The organism is Streptomyces sp. NPDC094143 (assembly GCF_040303825.1).
Taxonomy (GTDB): domain Bacteria; phylum Actinomycetota; class Actinomycetes; order Streptomycetales; family Streptomycetaceae; genus Streptomyces.
This window is the reverse complement of the sequence record NZ_JBEOTZ010000011.1, coordinates 1-25,427: the sequence shown is the minus strand read 5'-3', so window position 1 is coordinate 25,427 and position 25,427 is coordinate 1. Positions and strand designations below refer to the sequence as shown.

General features: G+C 72.5%; 20 protein-coding genes and 5 pseudogenes. 15 read left to right on the top strand and 10 right to left on the bottom strand.

The annotated features are described in order from the left end of the window. The first annotated feature begins 172 nt into the window (after positions 1-172). A complete protein-coding gene (locus ABTZ58_RS16470) occupies positions 173-1,345 on the top strand; it encodes an ATP-grasp domain-containing protein (protein WP_351356217.1) in 1,173 nt (390 codons plus the stop codon). A 174-nt stretch (positions 1,346-1,519) separates the two neighbouring features. Here the strand turns inward: ABTZ58_RS16470 and ABTZ58_RS16465 are convergent. The 4 genes and pseudogenes from ABTZ58_RS16465 to ABTZ58_RS16450 form a co-directional block, all read right to left on the bottom strand. Beyond that, positions 1,520-1,990 (bottom strand): annotated as a pseudogene (locus ABTZ58_RS16465) (alpha-L-fucosidase); the annotation flags it as partial. A 4-nt stretch (positions 1,991-1,994) separates the two neighbouring features. Next, positions 1,995-5,036, bottom strand: coding sequence for an alpha-mannosidase (locus ABTZ58_RS16460; protein ID WP_351356214.1), 3,042 nt, complete (start codon positions 5,034-5,036; stop codon positions 1,995-1,997). 53 nt (positions 5,037-5,089) lie between these two features. Next, complete coding sequence (locus tag ABTZ58_RS16455; protein ID WP_351356211.1) at positions 5,090-6,427, bottom strand: 6-phospho-beta-glucosidase; 1,338 nt, start codon at positions 6,425-6,427, stop codon at positions 5,090-5,092. A gap of 172 nt (positions 6,428-6,599) precedes the next feature. Continuing rightward, positions 6,600-7,364, bottom strand: a complete 765-nt coding sequence (locus tag ABTZ58_RS16450) for a DeoR/GlpR family DNA-binding transcription regulator (protein WP_351356685.1) — start codon at positions 7,362-7,364, stop codon at positions 6,600-6,602. A gap of 148 nt (positions 7,365-7,512) precedes the next feature. On the opposite strand from ABTZ58_RS16450, the gene ABTZ58_RS16445 reads away from it, so the two are divergent. The 5 genes and pseudogenes from ABTZ58_RS16445 to ABTZ58_RS40195 all read left to right on the top strand — a co-directional run bounded on the left by ABTZ58_RS16445 (position 7,513) and on the right by ABTZ58_RS40195 (position 11,921). Next, positions 7,513-8,532: a carbohydrate kinase family protein gene (locus ABTZ58_RS16445; protein WP_351356208.1), complete on the top strand. Its 1,020-nt coding sequence runs from the start codon at positions 7,513-7,515 to the stop codon at positions 8,530-8,532. Between the two features lie 77 nt (positions 8,533-8,609). Then, on the top strand, positions 8,610-9,896 hold the full coding sequence (locus tag ABTZ58_RS16440; RefSeq protein WP_351356205.1) for an ABC transporter substrate-binding protein: 1,287 nt from the start codon (positions 8,610-8,612) through the stop codon (positions 9,894-9,896). After that, positions 9,896-10,857: pseudogene (locus tag ABTZ58_RS16435) on the top strand (carbohydrate ABC transporter permease). The gene ABTZ58_RS16440 and the pseudogene ABTZ58_RS16435 overlap by 1 nt, the downstream one beginning before the upstream one ends. 15 nt (positions 10,858-10,872) lie before the next feature. Beyond that, positions 10,873-11,712, top strand: coding sequence for a carbohydrate ABC transporter permease (locus tag ABTZ58_RS16430; RefSeq protein ID WP_351356202.1), 840 nt, complete (start codon positions 10,873-10,875; stop codon positions 11,710-11,712). Next, positions 11,709-11,921, top strand: coding sequence for a hypothetical protein (locus tag ABTZ58_RS40195; RefSeq protein WP_502996079.1), 213 nt, complete (start codon positions 11,709-11,711; stop codon positions 11,919-11,921). Before ABTZ58_RS16430 ends, ABTZ58_RS40195 begins: the two co-directional genes overlap by 4 nt. On the opposite strand, the gene ABTZ58_RS40190 is transcribed toward ABTZ58_RS40195, so the two are convergent. Further along, positions 11,918-12,046 (bottom strand): hypothetical protein, encoded by a 129-nt coding sequence (locus ABTZ58_RS40190; protein WP_502996078.1) that lies wholly within the window; start codon positions 12,044-12,046, stop codon positions 11,918-11,920. The two genes, ABTZ58_RS40195 and ABTZ58_RS40190, sit on opposite strands and share 4 nt — an antisense overlap. Before the next feature lie 23 nt (positions 12,047-12,069). Between ABTZ58_RS40190 and ABTZ58_RS40185 the strand changes: the two are divergent. Together ABTZ58_RS40185 and ABTZ58_RS16420 are read left to right on the top strand one after the other, a co-directional pair. Beyond that, positions 12,070-12,438: pseudogene (locus ABTZ58_RS40185) on the top strand (beta-galactosidase small subunit-related protein); the annotation flags it as partial. Between the two features lie 67 nt (positions 12,439-12,505). Next, positions 12,506-12,836, top strand: a pseudogene (locus ABTZ58_RS16420) (IclR family transcriptional regulator domain-containing protein); the annotation flags it as partial. Here ABTZ58_RS16420 and ABTZ58_RS16415 read toward each other — a convergent pair. The 4 genes from ABTZ58_RS16415 to ABTZ58_RS16400 form a co-directional block, all read right to left on the bottom strand. Next, a complete protein-coding gene (locus tag ABTZ58_RS16415; protein ID WP_351356199.1) occupies positions 12,810-13,685 on the bottom strand; it encodes an oxygenase MpaB family protein in 876 nt (291 codons plus the stop codon). The pseudogene ABTZ58_RS16420 and the gene ABTZ58_RS16415 overlap by 27 nt on opposite strands. A gap of 72 nt (positions 13,686-13,757) precedes the next feature. Next, positions 13,758-14,639 (bottom strand): SDR family oxidoreductase, encoded by an 882-nt coding sequence (locus ABTZ58_RS16410; protein ID WP_351356197.1) that lies wholly within the window; start codon positions 14,637-14,639, stop codon positions 13,758-13,760. 36 nt (positions 14,640-14,675) lie between these two features. Continuing rightward, positions 14,676-16,295, bottom strand: coding sequence for a phytoene desaturase family protein (locus ABTZ58_RS16405; protein WP_351356194.1), 1,620 nt, complete (start codon positions 16,293-16,295; stop codon positions 14,676-14,678). Further along, entirely contained in the window at positions 16,288-16,797 is a 510-nt protein-coding gene (locus ABTZ58_RS16400) for an SRPBCC family protein (RefSeq protein WP_351356191.1), read from the bottom strand. The genes ABTZ58_RS16405 and ABTZ58_RS16400 overlap by 8 nt, the downstream gene beginning before the upstream one ends. 133 nt (positions 16,798-16,930) lie before the next feature. On the opposite strand from ABTZ58_RS16400, the gene ABTZ58_RS16395 reads away from it, so the two are divergent. Both ABTZ58_RS16395 and ABTZ58_RS16390 read left to right on the top strand, forming a co-directional pair. Next, positions 16,931-17,188, top strand: a complete 258-nt coding sequence (locus ABTZ58_RS16395) for a hypothetical protein (protein WP_351356188.1) — start codon at positions 16,931-16,933, stop codon at positions 17,186-17,188. 142 nt (positions 17,189-17,330) lie between these two features. Continuing rightward, positions 17,331-18,725, top strand: coding sequence for a glycoside hydrolase family 16 protein (locus ABTZ58_RS16390; RefSeq protein WP_351356185.1), 1,395 nt, complete (start codon positions 17,331-17,333; stop codon positions 18,723-18,725). 79 nt (positions 18,726-18,804) lie between these two features. On the opposite strand, the gene ABTZ58_RS16385 is transcribed toward ABTZ58_RS16390, so the two are convergent. Continuing rightward, positions 18,805-19,698 carry a helix-turn-helix domain-containing protein gene (locus ABTZ58_RS16385; protein WP_351356182.1) on the bottom strand — a complete coding sequence of 298 codons (894 nt, stop codon included), beginning with the start codon at positions 19,696-19,698 and terminating at the stop codon, positions 18,805-18,807. Between the two features lie 167 nt (positions 19,699-19,865). On the opposite strand from ABTZ58_RS16385, the gene tkt reads away from it, so the two are divergent. From tkt to ABTZ58_RS16360, 5 genes and pseudogenes are all read left to right on the top strand, one after another. Further along, positions 19,866-21,941 (top strand): transketolase, encoded by a 2,076-nt coding sequence (gene tkt / locus ABTZ58_RS16380; RefSeq protein ID WP_351356179.1) that lies wholly within the window; start codon positions 19,866-19,868, stop codon positions 21,939-21,941. A gap of 196 nt (positions 21,942-22,137) precedes the next feature. After that, a pseudogene (locus tag ABTZ58_RS16375) lies at positions 22,138-22,509 on the top strand (transaldolase family protein); the annotation flags it as partial. Next, entirely contained in the window at positions 22,506-24,221 is a 1,716-nt protein-coding gene (gene zwf, locus ABTZ58_RS16370; RefSeq protein ID WP_351356173.1) for a glucose-6-phosphate dehydrogenase, read from the top strand. The pseudogene ABTZ58_RS16375 and the gene zwf, both read left to right, overlap by 4 nt. Beyond that, positions 24,218-25,153 carry a glucose-6-phosphate dehydrogenase assembly protein OpcA gene (gene opcA, locus ABTZ58_RS16365; protein WP_351356170.1) on the top strand — a complete coding sequence of 312 codons (936 nt, stop codon included), beginning with the start codon at positions 24,218-24,220 and terminating at the stop codon, positions 25,151-25,153. The genes zwf and opcA overlap by 4 nt, the downstream gene beginning before the upstream one ends. Then, a partial coding sequence (locus ABTZ58_RS16360; RefSeq protein ID WP_502996077.1) for a phosphoglucose isomerase-related protein occupies positions 25,146-25,427 on the top strand: 282 nt, incomplete at its 3' end. The genes opcA and ABTZ58_RS16360, both read left to right, overlap by 8 nt.

The following is a 25,427-nucleotide window of genomic DNA, read 5'->3' as shown; positions in this document are numbered from 1 at the left end:
CCGCGATCCGTAACCCGCGCGTTGCACGGAACGGCCCGCCGAAGCCGTATGATCTGCCCCAACACCACCGCTACGAAACTTCCCTCTCACGGGGGCGGCTCGGTGTCCCTCCATTCATCCTGCCCGGGCACGGGCTGCCGCGCCGTGCCCGCGACCGTGGAAGGCGGCCTGCATGGTCTCTCGCGTACGCGTCTGGCTCAACCGCACGTACGCGGAGAACGTGTTCTTCATGGATCAGCTGCGGAGAAATCCCAGCGACCGGGCCGTCGAGATCCACGCCACGCACGGCGACCCCGACTCGCCCGTGCTGGCCGCCGCCGACACCGCCGAGCTGGAACCCGAGGGCCTGTCCCCGGCCGGGTACGTCGAGTACGCGCTGGACCAGTGCGCCCGGCGCGGGATCGACGTGTTCGTGCCCCGGCTGCACCAGTCGGCGATCGTGGCGCACCGCGCCGAGTTCGAGGCGGCCGGTACGGCGGTGCTGGCGCCGCCGCCCGAGGCGGTGGCCGTCTTCCAGGACAAGGTGATCGCCTACGAGGCGGTCCAGGCCATCGGGGTACCGGTGCCGCCGTGGTGGCGGGTCCGCTCGGCCGATGAACTCGTCGCGGCTGTCGAGGAGTTGGAGGACGCCGGGCACAAGGCGTGCTTCAAGCCGGCGTCCGGGGCGGGCGGGGTGGGCTTCCGCGTGATCACGCGCTCGCCCTTCTCGATGATGCAGCTGAACGGGTTCCCGAGCCCGTATGTACCGCTCGACCTGGTGCTGGAGGCGCTGCGGCGGGCCGAGGAGCCGGTCGACTGGCTGGTGATGCCGCGTCTGGAGCAGCCGGAGGTGTCGGTGGACTGCCTGACCGGCCCGGACAACCGCATCCGCCTGGCCATCGGCCGCACGAAGAACGGCCGGCGTCGCGGTTTCACGCTGCACGAGCAGTGGCTGGACCCGGCCCGCCGGATCGCCGAGGGCTTCGGTCTGCACTACCTGTCCAACATCCAGTTCCGGATGCTCGGCGACCGGCCGGTCCTGATGGACGTCAACACCCGTCCGGCGGGCGGTCTGCACCAGCTGTCCCTGTGCGGGGTCAACGCCCCGTGGGCCGCTGTGCAGCTGGTGCTCGGCGAGGACCCGGGCGAGGTGGTTCCGCCGTTCCTGGGGCAGGACTACACAGTGGTGTCGGGGCCTCGTCCGCTGCGGCCGCTGTCGCTGCCGCAGCAGCGCCCGGAGGCGTCCGAACCGCTTCCGGCGGTGCCCGCCCCGGCCGGACCGGTCGGCGCCGCCGAAGCAGCCGGGACGCCGCCCCTCCAGGACCTCGCCGCGAGCGTCTCGCGCCCCACGGGACTGTCCACGTAGCGGTGGCCGGGCCGCCCCCGCGTCCGGTGCGGGGTCAGGAGCGGCCCGCGCCCCGGTACAGCTCCAGCTCCCCTTGCAGTTCCACGGCCAGCACGTGGCGTGCGGATCGAGGTCGGCCGCGGCCGGAGGCTGGATCCACAGGACGCCGGGGGTCTCGTGCAGGCCCCCGGTGACCTCGCCGTCGAACCACATCAGGTCGGGCCGGTAGCGGCCGGTCAGCTCCCGTATCCGGCCGTCGCGGTAGGGGAGATACCGCTCCCAGGTGGAGGTGTAGTCGGGGTGGCTCCAGTCGGAGTGCGAGTAGGAGAGGCCGACCTTGAGGCCCCGCTCGCGCAGGGCGTCCGTGTAGCCGCCGATCAGGTCGCGGCCCACGTTCAGGTCGCCGTGGGCGGTGTCCCACAGGGCGACCCCGTCGTGGTGGCGGCTGGTCAGCACCGCGTACCTGGCGCCGGCCCGCGCGAACAGCCCGGCCCAGTCGCGCGGGTCGTAGCGGGCCGTGAATCGGTCGAGCTGGGACATGTACCGGTCGTAGGGGACGATGCCGTCGTAGAACGACCAGGACTCCTGGACGCCGTCGACGGCGTAGACGCCCCAGTGGACGAAGATGCCGAGCCTGGCGTCGATGAACCACCGTTGCACGGCCACGCGCTCAGCCCCTCTTCAGGCGGAGCGTCAGGATCTGGAACGGCCGCAGCGCGACGGCGACGCCACCGCCGGTGAGGTCGGCGTCCTGGAGCGGGCGCTCCAGCAGGTCGGTGATCTGCGCCCCGGCCAGCGGGAACCCGGTGCGCAGGACGCCGGTGGCGCGGCCGCCGCGGGACTCGTAGAGACGTACGACGACGTCGCCCGAGGTGTCGTCGGCGAGCTTGACCGCCTCCACGGTGACGCCCTCGCCCTCGACGGAGACGACGGGTTCCGAGGCTCCGGCCGCGTCGGCCACCCGGAGCGGGAGGTTGAGGGCGTAGCCCTCGGCGACGGCGTCCTCGATGCGCGCGCCGGGCAGCAGCGCGTAGGTGAGGCGGTGGCGGCCCTGGTCGGCCTCGGGGTCCGGGACGCGCGGGGCGCGGACCAGGCTGAGACGGACGGTGGTGGTCGTGCCGCCGTCCTCGCGGACGGTGCGGGTGACGTCGTGGCCGTAGGTGGAGTCGTTGATGACGGCGACGCCGTAGCCGGGTTCGCCGATGTGCACCCAGCGGTGGCCGGAGACCTCGAAGCGGGCCGCCTCCCAGCTGGTGTTGGTGTGGGTGGGGCGCTGGATGTGGCCGAACTGGATCTCGGCGGAGGAGTGCGGGGCGCGGATGTCGACCGGGAAAGCCGCCTTGAGGATCTTCTCGGCCTCGTGCCAGTCGATGTCGGTCTCGAAGTCGATGCGGGGGCTGCCGGCGCGGAGCGTGAGCGTCTGGGTGATCGTCGAGCCCCTGCCGAAGGACCGCTCGACGCGGATCGCGCCGATGAGCGGGTCCTGCTCGACGACCGTGACGGACGAGGCGTCGAGCAGGTCCGTGTAGCGGTTCCGGTAGTGCTTGTCGATGTCCCAGGCGTCCCAGTAGTTGGGCAGGTCGGTGTGCAGGCGGAGCAGGTTGCCCGGCTCGGCGAGCACCTCGCGCCGGGCGCGCAGGTCGTACACCGAGGCGAGGGTGCCGTCCTCGGCGACCTCGACGCGGACCAGGCCGTTGTCGAGGACCCGGCCGTCCACCGTCACGGGATGCGGAGGCCGGGCGCCGGTGAGCGGCGCGGAGCCGCTCGCGGGCACCTCCACGTACACCGGCGCGCCGTCGGCGCTCCTGATCACTTCGGCGCGGTCGCGGGGGCTGGTGTTGAAGACGCGGGGGCCGCCCGTGCCGAGCGCGGCCAGCGCCTCGGCGGTCAGCGCCTGGAGCTCGCGGGCCACGCGCGCGTATTCGGCCTCGGCCTCGCGGTGCACCCAGGCGATGGAGGAGCCGGGCAGGATGTCGTGGAACTGGTGCAGCAGCACCGTCTTCCAGAGCCGGTCCAGCTTCTCGTACGGGTAGGAGTAGCCCGGCGCGTGCAGCGCGGCCGTGGTCGCCCACAGCTCGGCCTCGCGCAGCAGGTGCTCGGAGCGGCGGTTGCCCTGCTTGGTGCGGGCCTGGGAGGTGTAGGTGGCGCGGTGCAGCTCCAGGTAGAGCTCGCCCACCCACACGGGCGCGTCCGGGTACTCCTCGCGGGCCTTGGCGAAGAAGTCGTCGGGGTGTTCGACGACGACCCTGGCGGAGCCCTCCAGGTCCGCCAGCCGGCGGGCGCGTTCCATGATCTCGCGGGTGGGACCGCCGCCGCCGTCGCCCCAGCCGAAGGGGGCCAGGGAGCGGGAGGCGCCGCCCTTCTCGGCGTAGTTGCGGACGGCGCGGGACATCTCCTCGCCGCTGAAACGGGCGTTGTAGGTGTCGACGGGCGGGAAGTGCGTGAAGATGCGGGTGCCGTCGATGCCCTCCCACCAGAAGGTGTGGTGCGGGAACCTGTTGGTCTGGTTCCAGGAGATCTTCTGGGTGAGGAACCACTCGTTGCCGGCGAGCTTGGCGATCTGCGGGTAGGCCGCGTTGTAGCCGAAGGAGTCGGGCAGCCAGACGCCCTTGGTCTCGATGCCGAAGTGGTCCATGAAGAACCGCTTGCCGTGGACGAACTGGCGGGCGACGGCCTCGCCGCCGGGCAGGTTGCCGTCGGACTCGACCCACATGCCGCCGACCGGCGCCCACTGGCCCTTCCTGACGGAGTCCTGGATGCGGGCCCAGACCTCGGGGTAGTGGTCACGCACCCACTCGTACTGCTGGGCCTGGGAGCAGGCGAAGACGAAGTCCTCGTACTCGTCGGCCAGGGACGTGACGTTGGAGAACGTGCGGGACGTCTTGCGCTTGGTCTCGCGGATAGGCCAGAGCCAGGCGGAGTCGATGTGGGCGTGGCCGACGCCGGAGATCGTGTGCGCGCTGGCGTGCGCGGGCTTGGACAGCACCGGCCGCAGCGCCGCACGCACCGCGGGGGCGGAGCCGGAGACGTCGTCGAGGTCGAGCAGGTCCATCGCCCGGTCGAGGGCGTGGGCGATCTCGTGGCGGCGCGGGTCGTGCGCGCCGAGCTCCAGCATCAGCTCGCGCAGCACCTGGATGTCGAGGTCGAGGTGCCAGACCTCTTCGTCCAGGACGGCGATGTCGGCGCTGCGGAAGGTGTAGAGCGGCTTGTCGCCCGCGGTGAGCTTGTCGCCGAGCGGGGTGGGCTTCGCGAAGTTGTCGGCGAGGATGTCCGGGTTGGAGGCGGCTTCGACGAGGTAGTCGACCGTCTCCCCGCCGGCCGCCGGGTTGGCGATCGCCACGTACTGGTTGAGCGGGTTGACGGCCTTCAGCGGGGTGCCGTCGGTGCGGTGGACCAGGGCCTCGGCCTGGTTGCCCGGCCAGTCGCCGGTGAAGCCGAGGTCGATGACCGCCTCGACGCGCTTGCCGGCCCAGGCCTCGGGCACCTGCCCGCGCATCCGGAACCACGTGGTGCCCCAGGGCGGGCCCCACGGGGTGCCCATCGCGAACGGCCGGTAGGACGCCGCGGCCGCCTCCTCGAAGGGCACCGGCTCGCCCGGGGCCTGCCAGGCCTCGACCTGGAAGGGGACGGTGGCCGCGTAGACCGCGGTCCTGATGCGCTGGTCGTGGAGGCGCTGCACGCGCTCTTCGATCCGGCGGCTTTCGTCGTGCATGGGAGGTCTCCAGAGGCGGGAAGACAGGCGGGAAAGCGCTTACCGTACGGCGTTCACCCAAGGTACGCGAGCCCCGGGTGGACCTCGGTGTAGCCCTCCACCAGCCGGCGGGCCACGTTCACGGAGTCGACGAGCGGGTGCAGCGCGAAGGCCTTCACGGCCGTCGCGCGGGAGCCGGACTCGGCCGCGGCCAGGACCTCCCGCTCGACGGCCTTGACCGCGCAGACCAGACCGGTGGCGTGGTCGGGCAGCGGGTCGACGGTGACGGGGTGGGCGCCGCCCGCGTCGACGAGGCAGGGGACCTCGATGACGGCGTCCGTGTCCAGGACCGACAGCGTGTGCCGGTTGCGGACGTTGAGGATCAGGGTGGTGCGCTCGTTGCGGGCGATGGCCCGCATGAGCGCCAGGGCCACCTTCTCGTAACCGCCGGACAGGTCGTCCTCGTCGCGTTCGCCGGCGCCCGCGCTCTCGCGGTTCTCGGCCATGTAGGTGGCCTCGCGCTCGGCGCGGGTGTCGTCCCAGACCTTCCAGGCGGGGGCGGCGGGGTTGCGCATCTCGGCGTAGAAGCGGGCCTGCTGCTCGTACAGGAAGGCGCCGCGGGTCTTCTCGGCCTGCTGGTAGGCGCGGACGGCCTCGCGGTTGAAGTAGTAGTAGTGCAGGTACTCGTTGGGGATCGCGCCCAGCGAGCGCAGCCAGTCGGCGCCGAAGAGCTTGCCCTCCTCGAAGGAGCCGAGCAGGTCCGGGTCGGCGAGCAGGCGGGGCAGCTCGTCCCGGCCGGCGACGCGCAGGCCACGCACCCAGCCGAGGTGGTTGAGGCCCACGTAGTCGATCCACGCCTCCTTCGGGTCCGCGCCGAGCACGCGCGCGATGCGGCGGCCGAGCCCGACCGGGGAGTCGCAGATGCCGATGACGCGTTCGCCGAGGTGGCGGGACATGGCCTCGGTGACCAGGCCGGCGGGGTTGGTGAAGTTGATGACCCAGGCGTCGGGCGCGAGACGGGCCACCCGCCGGGCGATGTCGACGGCGACCGGGACCGTGCGCAGGCCGTAGGCGATGCCGCCGGCGCCGACCGTCTCCTGGCCGAGGACGCCTTCGGCCAGGGCCACGCGCTCGTCGTTGGCCCGGCCCTCCAGGCCGCCCACGCGGATCGCGGAGAACACGAAGTCGGCGCCGCGCAGGGCCTCGTCCAGATCGGTGGTGGCGCTCACCTCGGGCGCGTCGGGGACGCCGGCCGCCTGCTCGGCGAGGACCCGGGTCACCGCCGACAGCCGTCCGGCGTCCAGATCGTGCAGGACGACATGGGTCACCCGGCCTTCGGCGTGGTCCTGGAGGAGCGCCCCGTACACCAGCGGTACGCGGAATCCTCCGCCGCCCAGAATCGTCAGTCTCACCGGGTTCCTCCGACTCCGTGGGCCGCGCGCGGTGCACCGGGGGAGCCGGGCGCGCGCCGCCTCGTTCGCTGTGCCTGGTCCCGGGTCCGCTCCGGCCCGGGGGTCGGGGGTTTGGGTCCTGCCGGTGCGCCGCGCCTTCGCGCGGCCCGGGCCGTCGGCCCTGGAAAAGCGTTCACGACTGCGTCCTTCCCGCCACGACGACCTCGACGCCCGCCTCGTCCAGGGAGGCGCGCGTCACCGTGTCCGGCGGCTCGTTCGTCACCACCACGTCCAGGTCCTCCGGGCCGCAGACCTTGGCCATGCCGTGCCCCGGGAACTTCGCCGCGTCGGCGAGCAGCACGACCTTCTCACCGGCCCGGATCATGGCGCGCTTGACCGGCACCTCCACGACCGTGGTGTCCATGACCTGCCCGCCGGGCCGCACGCCGCTGGTGCCGAGGAAGAGCCAGTCGGCGTGCAGCTGGCGCAGGTTGTCCTCGGTGAGGAAGCCGACCAGGGAGCGGTACTCGCGGCGGACCATGCCGCCGAGCAGGACCAGCTCGATGCCCTCGTCGTCGGCGAGTTCCTCGTAGACCACCAGGTTGCTGGTGATCACGGTGAGCCGGCGGCCGTGCAGTTGCCGGGCCAGGCGGTAGGCGGTCGTCCCGATGTCCAGCAGCACCGACTGGCCGTCGCCGATCATCGCCGCGGCGCGTTGCGCTATGGCGTCCTTCTCCGGGACGCGCACCTCGGCGACCTCGGCGAAGGGCTGGTCGCCCTCCTCGACCACGGCGCCGCCGTGGACCCGCGTCAGCAGACCGTCCTCCTCCAGCTTCACCAGGTCGCGCCTGATGGTGGCCGGGCTCACGCCCAGCTGCTCGGAGAGGTCGGTCACAGCCGCGGGGCCGCCGGAGCGCAGGGCCCGCAGGATGAGTCGGTGTCGTCGTTCTGCCAGCACGTCGTGCACATTACTCGTCATCTTCAATCATCGCCATGCTTGTTTCTGCTCGGGTATTGACCAATCTCGGCAAGCGGCGCACGATTCCGCTCACCGAAATGAAGAGTTTTGACGACCTCCGTCGAAGCCCGAGCGAGAGGACGCAACCGTGGACGACGACCGGCCCGATGTGCTGCTGACCGGGCTGCTCTTCTACGACCTCGTGCTCACGGGCCTGGGGAAGCCGCCGACGCCGGGCGAGGAGATCTGGACGGCGGGCATGGGCTGCGGCCCGGGCGGCATCGCGAACCTGGCGGTGGCCGCCGCCCGCTTCGGCCTGCGCACCTCGCTGGCCACGGTGTTCGGCGACGACTTCTACGGCGCCTACTGCCGGGACGTCCTCGGCGGCCAGGAGGACGTCGACCTCTCGCTCTCGCGCACGGCGGACGGCTGGCCCACCCCGGTCACCGTCTCCGTCGCCTACGGCCACGACCGGGCCCTGCTGACCCACGGCCAGGAACCGCCGTTCTCCCAGGACGTGCTGATGGGCGACCCGCCCCGGGCGCGCACCGCCCTCGTCCACCTGGAGGCCCAGCCGCGCGGATGGCTCGCCAAGGCCGCGGCGAACGACACGCGGATCTACGCGGACGTCGGCTGGGACCCCACCCAGCAGTGGTCGAGGGACCTGCTGGACCAGCTCGCCCTCTGCCACGCCTTCCTCCCCAACGAGTCCGAGGCGATGGCCTACACCCGCACCGACAGCGCCGTCGCCGCGCTCGGCACCCTCTGCGAACTGGTGCCGGTGGCGGTCGTGACCCGGGGCCGGGACGGCGCGCTCGCCGTCGACCAGATCACCGGCGAGTACGCGCAGGTCCCGGCCCTCGACGTCGACGCCCTGGACGCCACCGGCGCCGGCGACGTCTTCGGCGCGAGCTTCGTCGCGGCCTCCCTCGGCGGCTGGCCCCTCCAGGAGCGGCTGCGGTTCGCGGTCCTCGCCGCCGGGCTGTCGGTCCGCCACCACGGCGGGGCGCTCGCGGCCCCGGGCTGGTACGGCGTCCGCCGCTGGTGGAACGCGCTGACGGACCCGGAGCTGAAGCGGGCGTACGGCTTCCTGGCGGACCGGATCCCGGAGAACCCGGGGCCGCCGATCCGGTACGCGCCCGTCACCCCTCCGGCCCCGCGGCACTGACGCACCCCCTCCCCCACGCCCCCTCACGTGCCCTTCCCAAGCGACATCACGAACAGATCCGAAAGGCGGTGGGAGCTGTGCGGCTCTCACGAAGAGGCCTGCTGCGCGCGGGCCTGGCCGGTGCGGCCGCCACGGCATTGGGCGGCCTGGCGACCGGCTGCGCCGTCCCGGCCGGCTCGACCGGCCGGAACATGGTCCTGTGGTACTGGAGCGGCGGTCTCAGCGACACCGTCGTCAAGGCGGCCGAGGCCCGCTACGGCAAGGACGTCAGCCTCAAGGCCCAGCAGATCGGCGGCTACTACCGGTCCAAGCTGATCACCACGCTGGCCGGCCGCGCCCACATCCCCGACATCGCGGGGCTCAAGGGCGAGGACATGGCCTCCTACCTGCCGAACGCCGACCAGTTCGTGGACCTGCGGACACTGGGCGCCGAGCGGCTCAAGGGCCGCTACCTGGACTGGAAGTGGCAGCAGGGCGTGGCGGACGACGGCTCCCTGGTCGGCTTCCCGATCGACGTGGGCCCGGTCGTGCACTACTACCAGCCGGCCGTGTTCGACAAGGCGGGGCTGCCCCACGAGCCGGCCGACGTGTCCCGGGAGCTGGACACGTGGGAGAAGTTCTTCGCGGCCGGCGAGCAGCTGAAGCGGCGGGTGCGCGGGGCGTTCCTGCTCACCGACGCCGGCAGCGTCTTCGAGATGTCGCTCGGGCAGGGCACCACCCGGTTCGTCGACAGGGACCGGCACTTCATCGGCGACGGCGAGCAGGTGCGCGCCTGCTGGGACCGTGCCGTGGAGGCCAAGCGGCGCGGGCTGGTGTCTCACATCGTCAGCGGCACCCCGGACTGGAACTCCGCCGCCGAGCGGGGGCTGCTGCCCAGCCAGCTCAACGCCTCCTGGGCCGCCGGCGACCTCAAGCTCGGCCTGCCGAAGACCAAGGGCAGATGGCGCGTGGCCGACTGCCCGGGAGGCCCCTCCAACGTCGGCGGCTCCTTCCTGGCGATCACCAGGGCGTGCCGGGAGCCCGAGCGGGCCTTCGAGATCATCAGTTGGATGCTCGACGCGGACAACCAGGCACAGGGCTTCGTCGACGCCGGTCTCTTCCCGTCCACCCCCGCCTCGTACGGGATGCGGAAGCTGCGGGAACCGGATCCGTTCTTCGGCGGCCAGATCACCATGGACGTCTACGGCCCGGCGGCCGAGAAGATCCCGGTGGCCTACAACAGCCCGTACGACATCGCGCTCGGGCAGCCCGTCCGCGACGAGATCAAGAACGTCGGCGTCCTCGGCAAGGACCCGGACAAGGCCTGGAGGGACGCCATGGGCAAGTGCCGGCGGATCGCCGACCACCTGGGGGTGAGCTACTGATGGCCACCGCACCCGCGCTCGACAAGCCCCCGGCGGCCGTGACCGGAACGCCGGCCGTCCACCGGCGCAAGGGCGTGGTGAGCCACTGGCGGCTGTACGCCGCGATCTCCCCGTTCTACCTGCTCTTCCTCTGCTTCGGTCTGATCCCGTCGGCTTCTCGCTCTACCTGTCCCTCCACCGCTGGGACGGTCTGGGCCCGATGGAGTGGGCGGGCCTGGCGCAGTTCCGCTACCTGCTCACCGACACCGACTTCTGGAGCTCCATCGGGAACACGCTGATCATCTGGGCGCTGGCCACCTTCCCCATGATCCTCCTGGCGATGGTGACGGCCGTGATGCTCAACTCGGCGGTCCGTTTCAAGAACGTCTACCGGTTCGCGTACTTCCTGCCCAACGTCACCTCGATCGTCGCCGTGGCGATCGTCTTCGGCTCGGTGTTCTCCACCGACTTCGGCCTGATGAACGCCCTGTTGCAGGCGGTGGGCCTGGACCAGGTGGCGTGGCTGAACACGCCGTGGGGCATCAAGGTCGCCATCGCGACGCTGATGACCTGGCAGTGGACCGGCTACAACGCGATCATCTTCCTCGCCGGGCTGCAGACCATCCCGAGCGACCTCTACGAGGCGGCCCGGATCGACGGCGCCGGCCCGGTGCAGACCTTCCTGAGGGTCACGCTGCCGCTGCTGCGGCCGACCCTGCTGTTCGTGCTGGTCGTCTCGACGGTCACCGGACTGCAGAGCTTCGCCGAACCGCAGGTGCTGCTGCAGACCACGGCGAACGAGTCCACGTTCTCGGGCGGCCCCGACCACGCCGGCCGGACGATGGTCCTCTACTTCTTCCAGCAGACGTTCGACAACAACGACTTCGGCTACGGCGCGGCCGTGGCCTGGGGCATCTTCCTCGTCGTCGTCCTCTTCTCGATCATCAACTGGCGCCTGGTGCGGCGCCGGGGCGAAGACTAGGGAGACACGGTCACCATGGCATCCACCAAGGGTCCCCGCGGCCGGGGCGTCGCACTGCACGCGGTGCTCGTGTCCGGCCTGCTGCTGTCGGCCTTCCCCTTCTACTGGGCCGTCATCATGTCGACGCACACGTCGACCGAGATCTTCTCCTACCCGCCCAAGCTGCTGCCGGGCTCGCACTTCACCGAGAACGTCCGCAACCTCCTCGACACCGTGGACTTCTTCGGTTCGCTGCTGAACTCGCTGCTGGTCGCGGTCTGTGTGACGGCGCTGGTGCTGTTCTTCGACTCGCTCGCGGCGTTCGTCTTCGCCAAGTTCGACTTCCCCGGCAAGCGGGCGCTGTTCGCGCTGCTGATGCTCATCTTCATGGTGCCGATGCAGCTCCAGGCCATCCCGCAGTTCGTGATCATGGCGAAGCTGGGCTGGATCGGGTCGATGACGTCGCTGATCGTGCCGGCGGCGGCCAACGCGTTCGGCATCTTCTGGATGCGCCAGTACATGAGGAGCGCCATCCACGACGAACTCATCGACGCCTCCAGGCTCGACGGGGCCGGGTTCCTGCGCCAGTACTGGCACGTGGCGCTGCCGGTGGTCCGTCCCGGGCTGGCCTTCCTCGGCATCTTCACCTTCATGGGCCAGTGGAACGACTACGCCTGGCCGCTGATCGCCCTGACCGACCCGGACAACGTCACCCTCCAGGTCGCGCTGTCCCAGCTCAACGGCACCCACGGCACGACCGACTACGGCATGGTGATGACCGGTGCGCTGCTCGCGCTCGTGCCCCTGCTGATCGTGTTCGCCCTCGGCGCCCGGCAGATCATCGGCGACCTCGCGAAGGGAGCCGTCCGCGGATGACGAGCGATCCCCTGATCGCCCTGCGCCCCCTGGGAGGCACCCGAGGTGACCTCCTGGGGGCGGCTGCCGATGAACGCCGTGGGCCGGCGTCCGGGGAGCTTCTCGATCTGCGGCCGGGCGAGACGGCCGCGGTGCCGCCGCCGTTCGCGCTGCCGGAGGACGGCGGCGAGGCGTGGCTGACGCTGCGCGTCACGACGGCTCGCGACTAGCCGTGGGCGCCGCGCGGCACGGTCGTGTGCCTGCCCCGGGTGCGGCTGCGGCGGCGCCCCCCGAGGTGCGCGCCCCCGTGGCGGGCCGCGCGGTCGACGTCGACGAGGACGGGCTGCTGGTCCATCCGCTGCTGACGGCCGCGCCGCGCTGTCCCTGTGGCGGGCACCCACCGACAAACGACGAACCGGGCGGCATGGCGGGCCGCTGCGCGACCGGGGGCTGGACCGGCCCACCCGCGAGGTCGTGGCCGTACGGCGTGAACCGGGCCGGGTGACGGTGGTCGCCGACCACCTCTGCCCGGGCGGCACCGTCCGGCACGAGCAGGTGCTCACGGCGGTCGAGGACGGGCTGCTCGTCGAGGAGCGCGCCGAGCTGCCCGGGACGCTGCACGACGTGGCCCGGGTCGGGTCGATGTTCGAGACGGTCCAAGGGCTCACCCTGGGGGAGTGGTTCGGGCACGGCCTCTGGGAGTCGTATCCGGACCGGACCGCGGGCGCGCCCGTCGGCCATCACGCGCTGGCGGTGGACGAGCTGTTCACGCCGTATCTGCGGCCGCAGGAGAGCGCGGACAGGTCGGCGTCCGGCCACCGGCGTCGGACTCGCCCTGCTGGCCCACGGCGGCCCGGACCTCCAGGACGAGCACGGCGCGGGGGAACTCGCCGCCTTCACCCCGTACCCGATCACCGACCCGGCGCGGCTGCGGCGGGTGCTGGAGGTCCGGGGTCGCCGTGAGCGACCGTCAGGTCACCGGGGACGCGCTGTCGGTGGCCGCACCGGTGCGCGGCGCCGACGGTACGGTCACCGCCGCCGTGTCCGTCGTCGTGCCGTACGCGGACGCCCAGGTCCCGGTGCTGGCCCCGGCGGTGCGGCTGGCGGCACGGGGCGTCTCACGTGCGCTGGGGTGGCAGCCCTGACGCCTGACGGCCCGGGGTCATCGCCCAGCGGATGGTCCGGGTCAGGGCATGCCCGGTGGGGCGGACGGCGAGGGTCTCGACGACCGGCACCCGGGGCAGCCACAGCATGCCGCGCGCCCAGGGCGGCAGCAGCGTGACGGCGTTGGCCACCAGGCCCCCGTAGAAGGGCCGCACGGCCAGGGGCAGGGGCGGCTGGAAGAGCAGGAAGCGGGCCGCCGCCCGGGCCTCGGGCGTGGCCCGCAGCTCGGGCCGGTAGGCGGTCAGCCGCTCGGACAGCTCGCGGCGGTCGCGCGGCGGGTCCTCGGCGCCCAGGGCCTCGGCGACGCGGGCGGTGTCGGCGACGTAGGCGTCGTAGCCGGAGGCGTCCAGGGGCCGGGCCCCGTAACGTTCGTGGGCGCGCAGGAAGCTGTCCGTCTCGGCGGCGTGCACCCAGGCGAGCAGGTGCGGGTCGGCCGCGTGGTACGGCTCGCCCTGCGCGGTCGTGCCGCGGATCCGTTGGTGGATGCCGCGGACCTGGTCGACGGCCCGCCGGGCGTCCTCGGCGGTGCCGTAGGTGGTCACGGCCAGGAAGGTGCTGGTGCGCTGCAGGCGGCCCCACGGGTCGCCGCGGTAGCCGGAGTGCCCGGCGACCGCCGCCATCGCGAGCGGGTGCAGGGACTGCAGCAGCAGCGCGGTCAGCCCGCCGATGAACATCGAGGCGTCACCGTGGACCGTGCGGATCGGCCGGTCGGGCCCGAACCAGCGCGGTCCGGGCGTGTGGTGGATACGGGCACGGGCCTGCGGCCCGCCGGGTCCCGCTACACGGCGGAACAGGGCCTGGCCCAGGTGTTCTCGAACTCCGGTCAGCACGGTCGGCCTCCCTTCCCCTGCCAACCAGTGTCCGTCATGTCCGCGGCTGACGGGCCCGGCGGGCCGCGGCGGTCAGGACCGGTGCTTGGCCGCCGCCCGGTCGGCCCGGCCGCCCGCGCCGAGCAGCCCGGTGCAGCGGAGGGGGCCGGCGGCCTCCAGGCGGGGCAGTTCGCGGCGGGCCACCCGCAGCACCACGGGCGGCACGGCCGAGCGCACCGGTTGCGTCAGCCGGAGCCAGGCGGGCGCGTACACCGCCGTGCGGCGGCGCTCCAGGCATCCGGCCAGGCGGGCGGCGACCACGTCCACGGGATACACGCGCCGGGCCGGCGGGGGCATGTGGGCGCGCAGTTCCCGCAGGACGTCGTAACGGTCCGCGTCGCGGATCATGTCGGTGTCCGTCCAGTTGATGTAGGCGATGCCGACGCCGACGCCTCGGTGCGCCACCTCCGCCCCCAGCGCGTGCGTGAAGGCCTCCACGCCCGCCTTTGAGGCGCAGTAGGCGCTCATCAGCGGGGCGGCGGCGATGGACGCCAGCGAGGCGACCTGGAGGAAGTAGCCCGCGGTGTCGAGGAGGTCCGGCAGGAACGCCCGGGCCGTGTGGGCGCTGCCGGTGAGGTTGACGTCGATCACCCGCCGCCAGACGTCCGGATCGGAGTCCAGGAACGCGCCGCCCTCGGCGACGCCGGCGTTCGCCACCACCGCCGAGGGGCGGCCGAGTCCGTCGCGCACGGTGCGGGCCGCCGCGTGGAGGGCGGGGAGGTCGGTGACGTCGACCTCCACGGCCAGCGCCGGGCCCGGCAGGGAGGCGGCCAGCGCCTCCAGGGCGGCCCTCTCGTGCCCGAGCAGCGCCACCCGGGCGCCGCGCCGCGCTGTCTCGCGGGCCAGCGCGGCGCCGACACCGCGGGCGGCTCCGGTGATGACGACCATGCGGTCGGCGAGTGGACTGCTGTGCATGGCTGCCCTGCCTTCCCGGCTGCCGGGGCTGGGGGTTCAGCGCCTGGTTCCGGCGCGGTCGCGGCCGGCCAGGACCCGTTGCGCCCGGGCCAGGCCGGGCGGCAGGTTGCGGCGCAGCGCGGCCCGGGCGGCGTTGGCCCCGGGCGCGCCGTGCACCCCGCCTCCCGGGTGGGCTCCCGAGGAGGCGAGGAACAGACCGGGCACCGGCGTCTCCGGACGGCCGGTGCCCGGCAGGGGGCGGAAGAAGAGCTGCTGGTGCATCGCGGTCGTCCCGCCGTTGATGGCGCCGCCCGGCAGATTGGCGTCCATGGCCTGAAGCGTCGGGGGCGCCAGGATGCGGCGGGCCCGGATCCGGTCGCGGAAGCCGGGCGCGAACCGCTCCACCTGGCGTTCGACCCGGTCGGCGAAGAGCTCCTGGTCCCTGGCGGACCAGTCGCCGGTGATGCCCTGGTCACCCGCGTCGGCCCGGATCTCGTGCGGGATGTGGGTGTAGGCCCAGGCCGACTCGGTGCCCTGCGGGGAGCGGGTGGCGTCGGAGGTGGTCATCTGGCCGAAGACGACGAACGGGCGGTCCGGGACCTGCCGCATGGCGATCTGCGCGGTGAAGCGGGTGAGCTCGTCCACGCCGTCGGCGAGGTGCACGGTTCCGGCGCGGGACGCCTGCTCGGCCTGCCAGGGCACCGGTCCGTCCAGCGCCCAGTCGACCTTGAAGGTGGCGAAGTCCCACTGGAAGCGCCGCAGGTCCGCAAGGAGCTGCGCGGGCAGGTGCTCCGGCTCGACGAGCTCGCCGTACAGGGCGGGCACCGAGACGTCCGCGAGCACCGCCCGGCGAGCGCGCACCGCGTCACCGGCCGCCGTGCGCACCCCGAGGGCGCGCCCGCCACGGACGACGATCCGCTCGACGCGCTGCCCGCAACGCACCCGGCCGCCCCTGCTCTCCAGGCGGCGCACCAGGGCCGCGGTCAGCGCGCCGGAGCCGCCCTCCGGGACGGGAAAGCCGTAGGTCTGCCCCAGCATGGCCATCAGCCAGCCGAAGCCGCCGCTGCCGGCGGACTCGGGAGCGAGGTCGGCGTGCAGGGCGTTGCCGGCCAGCAGCAGCCGGCCGCCCTCGCCGCGGAACTCCTCCTCCCCCAGGCGGCGCACCGGCAGCACCAGGGACCGGGCCATGCGCAGGCCGCCCGCCGCGCGCAGCCGCAGCGCGAGCCGGGCTGTCGCGCGCACCGGCGGGAACGGGGTGAACAGCGCGTCCAGGAGGTCGGTGCGCAGGCCCTGCCACACGTCGTGCAGCCGCCGCCAGGCGTCACCGTCGGCCGGGTCGAAGGCGTCGAGGGAGGCGGCGGTGGCGTCGACGTCGCGGCCCAGGACGGCGCAGCTTCCGTCGGTGAGCGGGTGCGCCACCACGCTGGGCGCGTGGCTCCAGCGCAGTCCGTGGTCGTGCAGACGCAGGCTGTCCAGGACCGGAGAGGCCGCGGCGAGGGGGTAGAAGGAGCTGAACAGGTCACTGACGAACGCGGGGTCGACGCCCCGGTCGTGGCGCACCGCGCCGCCCGGTTCGGGCTGCTCCTCCAGCACCTGCACGCTCCACCCGGCGTCCGCCAGGAGATTCGCGGCCACCAGGCCGTTGGGTCCCGCGCCGATCACCACGGCGTCAGGCATGCCGGCCCCCGTCCGCGTGGGAGCCCACGGTCACCTGGCCCAGGGCGCGGCCGCGCTCCGCTCCCACCCCCGCCTGGTCCTCGCACAAGCGGGCCAGCCGGGCCAGCATGGCACGGTGGCGCAGCTGGATGAGCGCCTCGAAGCCGACGTTGTGCAGCCGGCCGCCCGCGCCGCGCAGGGGATGTTCGTCCACGATGACCAGGCAGTCCTCACCCCAGGGCCGCAGCTCGATGGCGATGCGCGCGGTGCCGAGCGCACCGGCGTGGGCCTCCAGCTCCAGTCGGCTGCCCTCCTCGCAGTGGCGGACGGTCGTCTCGTTGTCCAGCCGCACCGGGCCGAGCCGGACCCGGTAACGGATCGCGGCGTCCTTGTGCGGCCAGTGCCCGCGTACCGGGTGGGACCCGGAGGTCCCCACCACCCACTCCCCGTAGCGGTCGCCGTCGGCGAGGACGTCCCACACGGCACTCGGCGGGACTCGGATCAGGTGATGGCGTACGGCCACGGGTGCCTCCTGCTGCCTCGACCGGTAGTGCGTCCCGAGTGCCCCGCCGGGCCCGTTTCAACAACGCGGAGGGCAACCGTCGCGACCCGGCGGGAGTCGAACCCTGCGAGGTGCTCGACGGGGGGAGACCGGGATGGCACGGTCGGACAGGGCGCGGCGGTGGGCTCGGTGGCTGGCGGCGCACCGGTGGTGGCAGCACGGGTTGCGGTGGCTGCTGATGGCCGTCGTGGGGATGCCCCTCGTCGTCATCTGTGCCGCGTCCGGCTTCCCCGAGTGGACGCTGGGCGTCTGTGTCCTTCTCATGCTGATCATGGACGACGCGGTGGGCCGGTACGTGAAGCGATGGTCCGCCGAGCCGGCCGGGGCGGACGACGAGAGGGCCTGCGGCTGACTCGCGGTCTTCTTCGTTCAGACTCTGCAGCCGGCGGCCGCCCGCGCGCTTTTCTTGGTTCATCCCTTGACGACTCGTCTGCGGTGGAGCACATTGACGGCACTTTGAGAGCGCTCTCACCCCTTCCCCGAGAGGCCCCCACATGAGCGGAACCTCAAGCACCTCCCGCAGATCCCGCCCCTTCCGACGGGCGTTCGTCGCCGTCGTCAGCACGCTCGGCCTCGCGGCTGCCGCCGCCGCGGTCGCCACCCCTTCGGCCAACGCCTCGGCCCCGCCGCCCCCCTCGGGCTGGACGCAAGTGTTCCTCGACGACTTCACCGGCCCGGCCGGCAGCGGCGTCAACACCTCCAACTGGCAGTACGCCACCGGCAAGGGATACCCGGGCGGCCCCGCCAACTGGGGCACCGGCGAGATCGAGACGATGACGAGCAGCACGGACAACGTCTCCCTCGACGGCAGCGGCAACCTGCGCATCACGCCCCGCCGGGACGCCGCCGGCAACTGGACCTCCGGCCGCATCGAGACCAACCGCACCGACTTCCAGCCCCCGGCCGGCGGCAAGCTCCGCGTCGAGTCGCGCATCCAGGTGCCGAACGTCACCGGGGCCGCCGCCAAGGGCTACTGGCCGGCGTTCTGGATGCTGGGCGCGCCCTACCGCGGCAACTACTGGAACTGGCCGGCGGTCGGCGAGCTGGACATCATGGAGAACACCCAGGGCATGAACACGGTGTTCGCGACGATGCACTGCGGCACCTCGCCGGGCGGGCCCTGCAACGAGACCAGCGGCATCGGTTCCTCGACCACCTGTCAGGGCACCACCTGCCAGGCGGGCTTCCACACGTACCGGATGGAGTGGGACCGTTCGACGAGCGTCGAGGAGATCCGCTTCTACCTCGACGGCGTCAGCTTCCACACCGTGCGGGCCAACCAGGTCGACGCCACGACCTGGCGGAACGCCACCGACCACGGCTTCTTCATCATCCTCAACGTGGCGATGGGCGGCGGCTTCCCCGACGCGTTCGGCGGCGGCCCGGACGCCGGGACACAGCCCGGCCACGCGATGGTCGTCGACTACGTGCAGGTGCTGTCCTCGGGCGGCGGCACCACTCCCCCGCCCACCGGCAACCGCGACGCCTACGGCACCATCCAGGCCGAGTCGTTCGACGCCCAGTCCGGCGCCATGACCGAGACGACCACCGACTCCGGCGGCGGCCAGAACGTCGGCGCGCTGGCCAACGGTGACTGGCTGCAGTTCAAGGGCGTGAACTTCGGCTCCACGGCGGCCCGGCAGTTCAGCGCCCGGGTCGCGAGCGGCGCCGCGAACGGCGTCAGCGGGCTGGTCGAGGTACGGCTGGACAGCCGGAGCAACGCGCCTGTCGGGAGTTTCGCGGTGGGCAACACCGGTGGCTGGCAGTCGTGGCGGACCATACCCGCCAACATCGGTACCGTGACGGGCACCCACGACGTGTATCTGACCTTCACCAGCGGGCAGCCGGCGGACTTCGTGAACGTCAACTGGTTCACGTTCGGGCGCTGACCCGGCCCGGCACAGGGGGCTCCGCGCGCGCGTGGAGCCCCTTTTCGCCGCCCTCGGCGCAGCTCGGCTCTCGCTGCCCTCAGCGCAGCTCGGCGCGGAACGCCGCCGGGGTCTGGTCCGTGTGCTGGTGGAAGAACTTGGAGAAGTTCGCGGCGTCCGGGAAGCCGACCGCCGCGCCCACCCGGCCGATCGGCAGGTCGGTGTGGGCGAGGAGGCGTTTGGCCTCCAGGACGACGCGTTTGTCGATGAAGGACTTGGGGGTCTCGCCGGTGGCGGCCCGGACCGCGCGGACCAGGGTGCGGCGGGAGTAACCGAGCGCGTCGGCGTAGGCACTGACGCTGTGATTGGTGGCGAAGTCCCGCTCCACGGCGTCCCGGAACAGCGTGAACGTCGAGTCGGTCTGCCGGCGCACCGCCTCCGCCGAACTCGTGGCCAGGTGCGCGAGGCGCAGCAGGAACGCCGTCAGGGTGTGGCGCAGGACGGCGGTGTGCAGGCTCAGCGGCAGCGTGGCCGTGTCTTCGTACTCGCGCCGCAACTGGCCGAGCGCGGCGCACAGTCCGGCGAGCCGGGCCGCGTCGGGGCGCAGCAGGGGCGGCAGGTCGTAGCGGTACAGGCCGGTGGCCTCCACGGTCGAGCGGGGCAGAAAGCCCGGTTGCATGGTGAGCACCGTTCCGCGGTACTCGTCGGTGGGCGAGAAGCGGTGGACCTGCCCCGGGCGGATCCACAGCAGGTCCCCGGCACCGGCCTCGCACTCGGTGAAGTCGACCATGTGCCGGACCGGGCCCCCGCCCTCGCCGAACAGCATCACGACGTGGAAGTCGATGCGGTGCACGCGCTCCAGCGGCGCTTCGGCGTGCCAGGTGCGGCCGGTGCCCATGGGGCCGACCTGCATGCCGACGCCGCCGACGCTCAGCTCGACCGGGAAGGGGAACGTTCTGATCCCGTCGCCGCCTTGGCTGCTTCTGTCCGCCATGTCCGCCTCGTACCGCCCCGTTGCCGTGTCGTGCCGCGCCGCATCGCCTGCCGGTGTCCCACTTTCACCACAGGCTGGCACACGGCGACCTTCCGCCAAAAAAGTCAGACTTTTAGTTTTGAACGCGTCAGACCAGCCCCTCCGCTCCCATCGAGGACTTCTTGAAGATGAGCACGCAGACAGCGGACAGCTTCGAATGGACCGATCTCGACCGGCGTGCCGTCGACACCGCCCGTCTCCTGGCGGCCGATGCCGTCCAGCGGGTCGGCAACGGGCATCCCGGCACCGCGATGAGCCTGGCGCCGGCCGCCTACACGCTCTTCCAGAAGGTGATGCGGCACGACCCCGCCGACCCCGAATGGACGGGCCGTGACCGCTTCGTCCTCTCCCCCGGCCACACCTCGCTGACCCTCTACACGCAGCTGTACCTGGCGGGCTACGAGCTGGAGCTGGACGACCTGAAGGCGTTCCGCACGCACGGCTCGAAGACGCCCGGCCACCCCGAGTACGGCCACACCGCCGGTGTGGAGACCACCACCGGCCCGCTGGGCCAGGGCGTCGCCAACGCGGTCGGCATGGCGATGGCCGCCCGCTTCGAGCGCGGCCTGTTCGACCCGGACGCGCCCGAGGGCGAGTCGCCCTTCGACCACACGATCTGGGCGATCGTCTCCGACGGCGACCTCCAGGAGGGCGTCTCCGCCGAGGCCTCCTCCCTCGCCGGGCACCAGAGGCTCGGCAACCTGGTCCTCCTCTACGACGACAACCACATCTCCATCGAGGGCGACACCGCCACCGCGTTCTCCGAGGACGTGCTGAAGCGGTACGAGGCCTACGGCTGGCACGTGCAGCGGATCGCCCCGCAGGAGGACGGCGACATCGACGTGCGCGCGCTGTACGCGGCGCTGCGGGCGGCACGGGCCGAGACCGGGCGCCCCTCGATCATCGCGATGCGCACGGTCATCGCCTGGCCCGCCCCGAACGCGCGGAACACCGAGGCGTCCCACGGCTCGGCCCTCGGCGAGGAGGAGGTCGCCGCCACCAAGCGCGTCCTCGGCTTCGACCCGGAGAAGACCTTCGAGGTCTCCGACGAGGTGCTGGCGCACACCCGCACGGCACTGGACCGGGGTGCCCGGGCGCACGCCGCCTGGGACAAGCGGATCGTCGCCTGGCGTGCCGGCAACCCGGAGCGGGCCGCGACCTTCGACCGGGTCGGCAAGGGCGAACTGCCCGAGGGCTGGGAGGACGCCCTGCCGGTGTTCGAACCCGGCAAGGCGGTCGCCACCCGCGCCGCATCCGGCAAGGTGCTCCAGGCGCTCGGCCCGGTCGTTCCCGAGCTGTGGGGCGGCTCCGCCGACCTGGCCGGTTCGAACAACACGACCATCGACACGACGTCGTCCTTCCTGCCGCGGGGCAACCCGCTGCCGGAGGCCGACCCCTACGGCCGGACCGTGCACTTCGGCATCCGCGAGTTCTCCATGGCCGCGGAGATGAACGGCATCGCCCTGCACGGCAACACCCGGATCTACGGCGGCACGTTCCTGGTGTTCTCCGACTACATGCGCAACGCCGTGCGCATGTCGGCGCTGATGCAGCTGCCGGTGACGTACGTGTGGACGCACGACTCGATCGGTCTCGGCGAGGACGGCCCGACCCACCAGCCGGTGGAACACCTGGCCGCGCTGCGGGCCATCCCCGGGCTGAACGTCGTACGGCCCGCCGACGCCAACGAGACCGCGGTCGTCTGGGCGGAGATCCTGCGGCGGCACACCACCGACCCCGCCCCGCACGGTCTCGCGCTCACCCGCCAGGGCGTGCCCACCTACGAGCCGAACCCGGACGCGGCGCGCGGCGGGTACGTCCTCGCCGACTCCTCCACCGAGGTGCCGGACGTGATCGTCGTCGCCACCGGGTCCGAGGTACAGCTCGCCGTCGCCGCGCGCGAGGCGCTCCAGGCCGAGGGCATCGGCACGCGGGTGGTGTCGATGCCGTCCGTGGAGTGGTTCGAGCAGCAGCCGCGCGCCTACCGCGACAGCGTGCTCCCGCCGTCCGTGCGGGCCCGGGTCGCGGTCGAGGCCGGGATCGGGCTGACCTGGCACCGGTTCGTCGGCGACGCGGGACGCATCGTCTCGCTGGAGCACTTCGGCGCCTCCGCCGACGCCAGGACGCTGTTCGCCGAGTACGGCTTCACCCCCGAGAACGTCGTCGCGGCCGCCCGGGAATCCCTCGCCGCCGCGCGCGGTTGATCCGGCCGCCCGAAGGAAGATGATCACTGTGACCGAAGCAACCGCGAGCGCGGGAGCACTCAAGCGCCTGTCCGAGGCGGGCGTGTCGATCTGGCTGGACGACCTGTCCCGCCGGCGCATCGAGTCCGGCAACCTGGCCGAGCTCGTGCGCACCAAGGGAGTCGTCGGCGTCACCACCAACCCGTCGATCGGGCCGCGCTGGCAGGCCCTTCAGGAGGCCGGGGCGAACCGCCAGCGCCCCCTTTGGGCCTCCACCGGTGTGAAGGACCCCTCCTACGCGGACACCCTGTACGTGGACGGGCTGGTCGCCCCCGGCACGGTCAACACCATGCCGGAGGCCACCCTGGACGCCGTCGCCGACCACGGCGACGTCCGGGGCGACACGGTCACCGGCGGTTACGACCGGGCGCGGGCGGACCTGGCGGCAGTCGAACGGCTCGGCATCGCATACGACGAGGTGGTGCGGCAACTGGAGGACGAGGGAGTGGCCAAGTTCGAGGTGGCCTGGCAGGACCTGCTGGACGCGGTCACCAAGTCCTTGAACAGCATGGGAGTTGACGCGGAATGAGCGAGGGCATCCACCGGACGGCCGAGCAGGAGACGAAGGGGACCAAGGAGGACAAGGAGGCCCGGGCGGCCCAGGAGGCGGCCGGGGTCGAGCAGACGGGGGTGAGCGGCGCGCAGGAACCGGACGAGGGCGAACAGGCCGGTGACGGCGGCACACCGCGGGCCGCCGCGCACCCGGTCCGGGCCGACACCGACTTCGTCAACCCTTTGCGCGACGCCCAGGACCGCCGTCTGCCCAGGATCGCGGGCCCCTCCGGGCTCGTCATCTTCGGCGTGACCGGCGACCTGTCCCGCAAGAAGCTGATGCCGGCCGTGTACGACCTGGCCAACCGCGGCCTGCTGCCGCCGGGCTTCTCGCTGGTGGGCTTCGCCCGCCGGGACTGGGAGGACCAGGACTTCGCGCAGGTCGTGCACGACGCGGTGCGCGAGCACGCCCGCACGCCGTTCCGCGAGGAGGTCTGGCAGCAGCTCGCCGAGGGCATGCGGTTCATCCCGGGTGACTTCGACGACGACGACGCGTTCGAGCAGCTGCACTCCGCCGTGGAGGAGCTGGACGCCTCCCGGGGCACCAGCGGCAACTACGCCTTCTACCTCTCGGTGCCGCCGAGGTTCTTCCCCAAGGTCGTCCAGCAGCTGAAGAAGCACAAGCTGGCCGACGCGCCGGAGGGCTCCTGGCGCCGCGCGGTCATCGAAAAGCCGTTCGGGCACGACCTGGAGTCGGCCGAGGAGCTCAACCGGATCGTGCACGACGTGTTCGACCCGGAGCAGGTCTTCCGCATCGACCACTACCTGGGCAAGGAGACCGTCCAGAACCTCCTGGCCCTGCGCTTCGCCAACCAGATGTTCGAACCGATCTGGAACCGGTCGTTCGTGGACCATGTGCAGATCACCATGGCCGAGGACATCGGCATCGGCGGCCGGGCCGGCTACTACGACGGCATCGGCGCGGCCCGTGACGTCATCCAGAACCACCTGCTGCAGCTGATGGCGCTCACCGCGATGGAGGAGCCGGCCGCCTTCGACGCCCCCTCGCTGCTCACCGAGAAGCTGAAGGTGCTCAAGGCCGTGCGGCTGCCGCAGGACCTGGGGCAGGGCACCGTGCGCGGGCAGTACGCGGCGGCCTGGCAGGGCGGCGAGAAGGTGCGCGGCTACCTGGAGGAGGAGGGCATCGACCCGTCCTCCACGACCGACACCTACGCCGCGATCCGGCTCCAGGTGGACAACCGCCGCTGGGCCGGCGTGCCGTTCTACCTGCGCACCGGCAAGCGGCTCGGCCGCCGGGTCACGGAGATCGCGGTCGTCTTCCAGCGCGCCCCGCACTCCCCCTTCGACTCCACCGCGACCGAGGAGCTGGGGGCCAACGCGATCGTCATCCGCGTCCAGCCGGACGAGGGCATGACGGTCCGCTTCGGCTCCAAGGTGCCGGGCACGTCGATGGAGATCCGGGACGTGACGATGGACTTCGCCTACGGCGAGTCGTTCACCGAATCGAGCCCCGAGGCGTACGAACGGCTGATCCTGGACGTCCTCCTGGGCGACGCCAACCTGTTCCCGCGTCACCAGGAAGTGGAAGAGTCCTGGAAGATCCTCGACCCGATCGAGCAGTACTGGGCCACGCACGGCCGGCCCGCGCAGTACGCCGCGGGCACCTGGGGACCCGCGGAAGCCGACGAGATGCTCGCACGAGACGGACGGAGCTGGCGCAGGCCATGAAGATCGACCTGACCGACACCACGGCAAGCAAGATCAACAAGGCGCTGGTGCAGGGCCGCCGCGCCATCGGCACACCGGCCGTGGGCATGGTCCTGACGATGGTCATCGTCACGGACGAGGAGAACGCCTACGACGCGATCAAGGCGGCCGAGGAGGCCTCGCACGAGCACCCCTCGCGCACCCTGGTCGTCATCAAGCGTCACGCCCGCACCCCGCGCGACCGCCAGTCCTCCCGGCTGGACGCCGAGGTCCGGGTGGGCGCCGACGCGGGCACCGGCGAGACGGTGATCCTGCGGACCTACGGCGAGGTGTCCGACCACGCCGACTCGGTCGTGCTGCCGCTGCTGCTGCCGGACGCGCCGGTGGTGGTGTGGTGGCCGGTGGACGCCCCCGACAACCCCGCCAAGGACCCGCTCGGAGCCCTGGCCCAGCGCCGGATCACCGACCTGTACGCCGTCGAGGACCCGCTCGGGACCCTGCAGCGGCGGGTCCGCTCCTACGCGCCCGGCGACACGGACCTGGCCTGGACCCGGCTGACGCCCTGGCGTTCGATGCTGGCGGCGGCGCTGGACCAGGCCCGGGCGAAGGTGGTCTCGGCGACCGTGGAGGCCGAGGCCGAGAACCCCGCCGCCGAGCTGCTGGCCCGCTGGCTGGAGGCCCGGCTGCACGTCCGGGTGGACCGCGTGGTCAGCGCCGGGCCGGTCGTGACGGCCGTGCGCCTGGGTACCGAGAACGGCGAGATCGTCATCGACCGCCCCGAGGGCCCGCTGGCCACGCTGACCCTGCCGGGCCAGCCGTCCCGGACCCTCGCGCTGAAGGTCCGTGCCACGTCCGAACTGATCGCCGAGGAGCTGCGGCGCCTCGACGCCGACGAGATGTACGCCATCGCCCTGAACGGCGAGGCGACCGAGGAGACCCCCGCTCATGTCTGACTCCCCCGCCGGCTCGCCCCGGCTCACCCGGCGGCCCGAGTGGGCCGCCCTGGAGAACCACCGCGCGGACGCGCTGCCGCAGCCGGACCTGCGGAAGCTGTTCGCGCAGGACCCGGGCCGCGCCGAGCGCTACGTCGTGCGCGTCGGCGACCTGCGCATCGACTACTCCAAGCACCTGATCACCGACGAGACGCTGGCCCTGCTGCGGGAGCTGGCCGCGGCCACCGACGTGTTCGGGCTGCGGGACGCCATGTTCCGCGGCGAGAAGATCAAC